Origin of the sequence: Anoxybacillus sp. LAT27, from assembly GCF_022030075.1 — a bacterium.
Classification (GTDB): domain Bacteria; phylum Bacillota; class Bacilli; order Bacillales; family Anoxybacillaceae; genus Anoxybacillus; species Anoxybacillus kestanbolensis.
This window is the reverse complement of the sequence record NZ_JAIWYK010000053.1, coordinates 1-551: the sequence shown is the minus strand read 5'-3', so window position 1 is coordinate 551 and position 551 is coordinate 1. Positions and strand designations below refer to the sequence as shown.

Sequence of the window (551 nt, the reverse complement as noted above, 5' to 3'; positions counted from 1 at the left end):
CGCTTACTTACAGCTCCCCGAAGCATATCGGTGTTTGTCCCGTCCTTCATCGGCTCCTAGTGCCAAGGCATCCACCGTGCGCCCTTTCTAACTTAACTAAACACACTTTGTATTGCTTGGCTTTATCGTTTAGCTCCAAACGAGAACCGCTTGTCGCTTTTCTTACTGCCTGTTATCTAGTTTTCAAGGAACAATCAGCGAAAATAACGAGGGATATTCCCTCAAAACTAAACGAAGCGAAAAAGCGTTGTTATTACGTTATGTCTAGCTACGAACCAAGAACCGTTCTTCGCTTTTCTTTATGTCTAGCTCCGGCTCCTAGCCCCTCGAGCCGCTTCGGTCCTGCTGTGGCGGCAACAGCCTCCTCGCAGGCCCTCCAGCGCTTGTCGGGGCTAAACAGTCACCTACGCTTTTCGTATTTATCCTTAGAAAGGAGGTGATCCAGCCGCACCTTCCGATACGGCTACCTTGTTACGACTTCACCCCAATCATTTGCCCCACCTTCGGCGGCTGGCTCCCGTAAGGGTTACCTCACCGACTTCGGGTGTTGC

2 rRNA genes are annotated in these 551 nt (G+C 51.0%); both read right to left on the bottom strand.

Annotated features, from left to right (window positions below):
• Positions 1-98, bottom strand: a 23S ribosomal RNA gene (locus tag LD028_RS02495); the annotation flags it as partial.
• Between the two features lie 331 nt (positions 99-429).
• Positions 430-551 (bottom strand): 16S ribosomal RNA (locus tag LD028_RS02490); the annotation flags it as partial.